The sequence below is a fragment of the Kaarinaea lacus genome, from assembly GCF_975902315.1.
Window position 1 is genome coordinate 1 of record NZ_CDLKIE010000222.1, and the last position, 5,674, is coordinate 5,674.

At 43.9% G+C, this 5,674-nt stretch carries 7 protein-coding genes; 5 read left to right on the forward strand and 2 right to left on the reverse strand.

Annotation, left to right across the window (positions count from 1 at the left end; genetic code table 11):
- Positions 1–5 precede the first annotated feature (5 nt).
- From ACWVCM_RS06585 to ACWVCM_RS06605, 5 genes are all read left to right on the forward strand, one after another.
- Entirely contained in the window at positions 6–179 is a 174-nt protein-coding gene (locus ACWVCM_RS06585; RefSeq protein WP_455200938.1) for a DUF1698 domain-containing protein, read from the forward strand.
- 59 nt (positions 180–238) lie between these two features.
- Positions 239–664, forward strand: a complete 426-nt coding sequence (locus ACWVCM_RS06590; protein WP_455200932.1) for a hypothetical protein — start codon at positions 239–241, stop codon at positions 662–664.
- Positions 665–860: 196 nt separating this feature from the next.
- Complete coding sequence (locus ACWVCM_RS06595) at positions 861–1,490, forward strand: hypothetical protein (RefSeq protein WP_455200933.1); 630 nt, start codon at positions 861–863, stop codon at positions 1,488–1,490.
- A gap of 66 nt (positions 1,491–1,556) precedes the next feature.
- Positions 1,557–1,961: an iron chaperone gene (locus ACWVCM_RS06600; protein ID WP_455200934.1), complete on the forward strand. Its 405-nt coding sequence runs from the start codon at positions 1,557–1,559 to the stop codon at positions 1,959–1,961.
- Between the two features lie 313 nt (positions 1,962–2,274).
- Positions 2,275–2,991 carry an OmpA/MotB family protein gene (locus ACWVCM_RS06605; protein ID WP_455200935.1) on the forward strand — a complete coding sequence of 239 codons (717 nt, stop codon included), beginning with the start codon at positions 2,275–2,277 and terminating at the stop codon, positions 2,989–2,991.
- A gap of 106 nt (positions 2,992–3,097) precedes the next feature.
- Here ACWVCM_RS06605 and ACWVCM_RS06610 read toward each other — a convergent pair whose 3' ends face one another.
- Positions 3,098–3,871: a hypothetical protein gene (locus ACWVCM_RS06610; protein ID WP_455200936.1), complete on the reverse strand. Its 774-nt coding sequence runs from the start codon at positions 3,869–3,871 to the stop codon at positions 3,098–3,100.
- Positions 3,852–5,674, reverse strand: a 1,823-nt coding sequence (locus ACWVCM_RS06615; protein WP_455200937.1) for a Lon protease family protein, incomplete at its 5' end; no start/stop codon positions are given. The genes ACWVCM_RS06615 and ACWVCM_RS06610, both read right to left, overlap by 20 nt.

Here is a 5,674-nt window from a genome sequence, read left to right on the forward strand (position 1 = left end):
GTTGTGTGGATGTAACTCAGACCACGGTTGAAGAACAGCGCGTAACTCACTGGATGCACTTTGAATCTCTGGCAGATTTCCTTGATCCAGAAGACTACAATAAAACTGTTGAAGGATATCCTGCACCCAGGCGTGCAATTTTTATCGCAAAAAAGCCAGGCAAACCCAGGAAAACATAGCTTATACTAAATTGAATAACTTATAATTAGAAGAGCGTAAATATTTAGATAGAGTAGCCATGCTAAAATTTTATATTGCTGTAGTGTTAATATTCTTCAGTACTTTAGGGCACGCCACTGCGCAGCCCCAATGTTTTCTGTTGGCGAAACTGGAAAAACCACCATCTTCCCGGTCTGATACAAAGAATATAAAAATACCGTATCCACAGGTGGATTCTGCACAGGTAGTCCAGGTATTTAAGAAAGCTGTAGAGCGTGGAGAATTGAAGCTGTTCGAGATGACTGTCGCCTATTCAGCACTTAAACCGCAACATGTTGAGTACACCTATCGAATAGGTGAGAAGGAGCCCACAGTTAAGGTCTATTCTTTACTAACAAAACCCATGCCACTGCCAGAAATGCCGGATATCCTGATTGAAGGCGTTACGGTTATATTAGATATAAATGGACAAATCCTGGAAGCAATAGCGCATTGTCATCACTAAAAATATCGCATTAACAATTCAGTGCTGAGAAATTTCGCGTTTAGTCACGATGTTGTTACTGCGAAACAGGTATAAAGCGCCCACCGTGACTGTTTAATCATCGCCACTGAATAAGGCATAAATGGTTTATCAGTTATAATTATCTGGATTGTATCTATATTAGGTATTTACTTCCATTTAATGCACTATATGTAAGATGAAAGGTGTATACATCTTTGTCGCATTATTCCTCTTCGTTGTAACTCAGGCCGCAACGGCAGCAAACTGTTTTGGTAACTCACCCAGCAATAATCAGGGCGTTCCTCTGACCGCCGAACTTGAAGTAAAAGATATTTCTCCTGCTGAGTACAATCACCTCAGTCGTCTCATTAGTTTTATGAGCGGATTTTGGAGTGGCTCGGTTATCGAAATAACATGCAAAGGTGATATTGCTGCAGCTGTCGAAGAAAAGCAGGAATATAAAGTAGACGCGCGAGGCAAAACCGACTATATGCCGGTAGAAGACACGCTGGAACTGCGATTCAGGTCGAGATGGCAAGGGCGTACAAGGAATGTGACCAGGCCTGAGAATTTTCGTTTGCTCCTGACCAGGCAGCGGCTCCGCCTTGATAGAAATATTCCTGCCGGTGATGTTGTCACAGTCAAGGTACTGGCTGACTTTCTAGTGTTTCATAAGAAAAGCAACGTTCGGAATCGGTCAGGTGGCGTCGTTACCCAGGAAATTGTGCGGTCGTTCCTGTTAGAGCATAATGTACTGAAAATAGAGTATCAATCGTTTACTAATGGTCGGTTGGTGTCGAAAAGTCAGTGGGAGTTAAGGCGTTAGTGCACCCTCAATGAATAGTGTGCTTTCCTGACATGGTTACTATTCCTCTATCAATTGAGAAATTGAATGAGAGATAAAATTATCACTCAATATATTGCCGATATGCCGGAACAACGCCGGGAAAAGGCCGCACGCCTGCATTCGCTGGTCCTTCAGTTATTTCCTGAGGTACAGTTGAGTATGCAATACAAAATGCCTACTTATCATTTAAACGACAACTTCTTTGCCTGGGGCAACAAGAAAAGCTATTTTTCCGTCTACACCTGTTCCCGGGAACGTATTGCAGATTTTAAACAACGGCATCCGGAAATTCCCGGTGGTGTAGGATGTATCAACTTCAGGGATAAAGATGATTTTCCAATAGCTTCTCTGAAAAAAGTTATTCGTAATGCATTGGCGCCGGGTAAAAAAATACTGAAACGAGAACAGTCCGCTGCTACGACAAAGAAACGCCATAATATTGCCAAGTAGCTGTTTAGCGTTCAAGCCTAACTACCTGATTTCCTCCCTTTCAATTTTGTCTGGTAATATTTTGCCTGGAGTGCCGGACGACTTTTTGATATTAATCAAGGGATAAGCCAGGTAATCATGATATGTTCTACCGGTAATCAGCAGCAAAAGAATTCCTGGTGTTATAAGTTCTTAACTGCATACAAATTATTTGCGGATTATTGATACTCGAAATCGAGTATATTATTCCTGGTACGCCTGTAATAATTTAGTCATATTGTTATGGATTAACGAGGTCGTGAATTTAACAATAATTTTTAGGAGGGTAGTCACAGTGACTAAAACAAGTTGGTTGTTATTCGGGATAGCTGCTTTTATGGTCGTAATCACAACAGGGTGTGTATCGCAGGGCAATTATGACTCCGTGGTGAAGGAACGCGATGCTTTGCAGAAGGAAAATAATGCACTCAAGCAGAACATGAAACTGACTCGAAATCAGAAAGAGCAGGTAAAACAGGATTTGGCAGCAACTGAGGAGGCATTAGTCGTAACCAGTGAAGAACTGCAGGCTACCAAAATAAAAGCCATGACAGCAACGGTGCTTTACGACAAGCTGGTTAACAAGCTCGCCAACGAAGTACAATCCCAGCAAATTACCATTGAACAAATGCAAAGCGGCGTAAATCTTAACCTGCCAGAGGGAATTTTGTTTGATTCTGGTTCGGCGGTGGTTAAGAAATCGGGTCAAGTTGTTTTACATAAACTGGCCAAGGAATTATGGGACGTACCCTATCAAACTATCGTTGCAGGATTTACTGACAATGTACCCATCAGTAAACGCTTACAGGAACAGTTCCCATCCAACTGGGATTTAGCCGCTTCACGAGCAACCAATGTGGTAATGTTTCTGGAAGAATCAGGTATTCCGAAGGGACAATTAGTCGTTGTGTCCCTGGGAGAAAACCAGCCTGTTGCATCTAATGATACGGCGGAAGGTCGTGCCCAGAATCGTCGTATTGAAATTCGTTTGCGTCCAGTAGTTGTTGAATAAGCGCGGATTGATTGCCTAAAAAACACTCCACTTTTCAGCTGTGCATATAATCATGTGTGCAGTGGGAAGTGGAGTTGTTGTGTTTTACACTGATAAATAAAGGCAACTAACGTACGATGACTACCGGGCAATTGAGCTTTTTCTGCAGTACCTTCAGGGATTCAGGTTCATAATGCATGGGGAAATGAGCAGGCACCAACAGCAACGCAGCAGGATACTTTTTCAGTAACGGTGGTAATGACCGTGCGGGATCTCCGGTCAATTTCTGGACGAAAACATGTACACCATGCCGGGATAACCATTCCGCGGCTTTCTTTGCACCATATTCGGTATCTTCGGAACAAGTATCAATTAATACAATGTTACGTAAACCATGTAACGCCATTTCACTGATAATAGCGACACCATGGTGTGCTTCACTCGAGCCGTCAAAGACCAGATAAATGACATCCGATTTGGTAATGGGTGATATTAATTGCTGCCGGGAGTGAGAAATAATCAACAGATTATATTCACCCGTTTCAGATAACAGGGTGTCAATATGTCTACCTTTGACCGTTCGAAAAGAACACTTGATATTTGCCTTCTGTGCTTCCCTGGTAAGTAACGCCTGCATTTGCTTTGTCCAGGCACGCAAGGATTTTTCGATATGGTTACTGGTGAAAGAACGCTCTTCACCGCTGTCAGCCACTACTTCACTGGTAAACGGCAGTTGTGCAGAGCGGAGTAAGTCAATATCTTCTACAAACAGGCCAATCAGTTCTGCCCTTAATTGAGCTGCCAGGATAATAGCTGATTCCAATGCGTCCTGGTTTTCACTGGCTGCATCCAGGGCCAACAGTATCTGTAATACCTTGGCTTCACGATTCGGTGCTTTCAAGGTTTTTCTCACCTTTGGCTTTCGCGGCAAACTCCTGCTGCAACTGATTCAGCTCGTTTAGCCGATTTTGTACCAGTGCGTTTATCGAGCCGTCTGGATATTTGCCATCTTTATCGCGCACACCGGCATCAAGACCAGTGAGCAACTCCAGCGCCTGTTCAACAGTTTCAACGGGATAGATATGAAATTTGCCTTGCTCTGCTGCTTCCACCACATCGTGGCGCAACATCAGGTGTATTGCGTTGGCTTTAGGTATAATTACTCCCTGTTTACCTGTTAGCCCGCGTACTTCGCAAACATCAAAAAAGCCTTCAATTTTTTCATTAACACCACCAATGGCCTGCACTTGTCCCAATTGATTGATTGAACCTGTAACAGCCAGGGATTGTTCGATGGGAATATTTGCCAGCGCTGATAACAGGGCGCATAGTTCAGCGACCGAGGCACTGTCGCCTTCGATCATGCCATAGGATTGTTCAAAAACTACCGTGGCTGAAAGCGACAACGGGCAATTTCTAGCATAGTGGTCGGCCAGGTATGCAGAAATTATCATGACTGCCTTGGAGTGGATGGGCCCCCCCAAATCAACTTCGCGTTCAATATCGATAACTTCACCTTCGCCCAGCCGTGCTGTTGCGGTAATACGAGAAGGTTGCCCAAAACTATAATCGCCAAGCTGCATTACTGATAAACCGTTAACCTGGGCAACCTGTGTGCCTTCCGTATCAATGATGCGAATTCCGCGTTGTATGGATTCATGGATTCTGGAGCGGATCTGATCCTGACGGTAAATTTCCTTGTCCACTGCCGTTTGTACATGATCGGCAGTGACTACTTCGCCATTATCCCGTTCTGCCCAGTAGTCAGACTCGCGTAGCAGGTCAACCAGTGTACCCATATGTAATGATAATTTTTCGCCATCCTCAGCGCGACGCGCGCATTGCTCAATGACTCGAGCGACGCCACTTTTATCAAAATCACGCAGTTTTTCCCGACGCTGTAACGAGGCAATCAATTGCGCGTACAATTGGGTGTTTTCCGAATTGCGGTTAATATCTTCTGAAAAATCTGCGGCGACTTTAAATAGTCGACCAAATTCCGGATCATATTCTTTTAGCAGATAGTAAAGCAGGCGATCGCCGGTCAATACCAGCTTCACATTGATGGGTATTGGCTCTGGCTCCAGTGTAATGGTGCTCACCAGGCTCAACATCTGCTCCAGCGATTCTAAGCGGACTTCATGGGCGTGCAGGGCGCGTTTCAGGCCTTCCCAGGCAAAGCCTCGCAATAATACTTTGCGCGCGTCCAGTACCAGGTAGCCACCGTTAGCCTGATGTAATGCGCCAGGTTTGATTAGTGTAAAATCTGTAATTAATGTACCGAATTGTGAAAGATGCTCAATGCGCCCCACAAGATTCAAATACGTTGGGTTATTTTCATAAATTACAGGTGCGCCTTTAGTTTCAGAATTGTCTACCAGTACATTAACTTTGTAAGGTGAATAGTTATCTCTTTTCCCCTTCTTCGTCTTAAGGCCTAATAAAGTGGCTGACTCTTCTTCATCCGGAGTACGAAATTCATCTACATTGTTAATAACATCATTTTTAACTTCGGCAATATAGGATTGGACGTTTTGTTGAGACTCGTATTTCTGTAACAATGGACTAATCAGTTGGTCAACGGTTACTGCCGATACTTCCTGATTGAGTTCCTTGACTTTCTGGCGATACTCCTTTTGCCACACGGGTACACTGCGAATAGTTTCTTTTAATTCATCGCGCAATTCTTCGATGGCTTTTTCAA

Coding starts and splice junctions, on each gene's coding strand:
- ACWVCM_RS06600 (WP_455200934.1), top strand. CDS start 1,557: ATGAGAGATAAAATTATCACTCAATATATTGCCGATATGCCGGAACAA.
- ACWVCM_RS06595 (WP_455200933.1), top strand. CDS start 861: ATGAAAGGTGTATACATCTTTGTCGCATTATTCCTCTTCGTTGTAACT.
- ACWVCM_RS06590 (WP_455200932.1), top strand. CDS start 239: ATGCTAAAATTTTATATTGCTGTAGTGTTAATATTCTTCAGTACTTTA.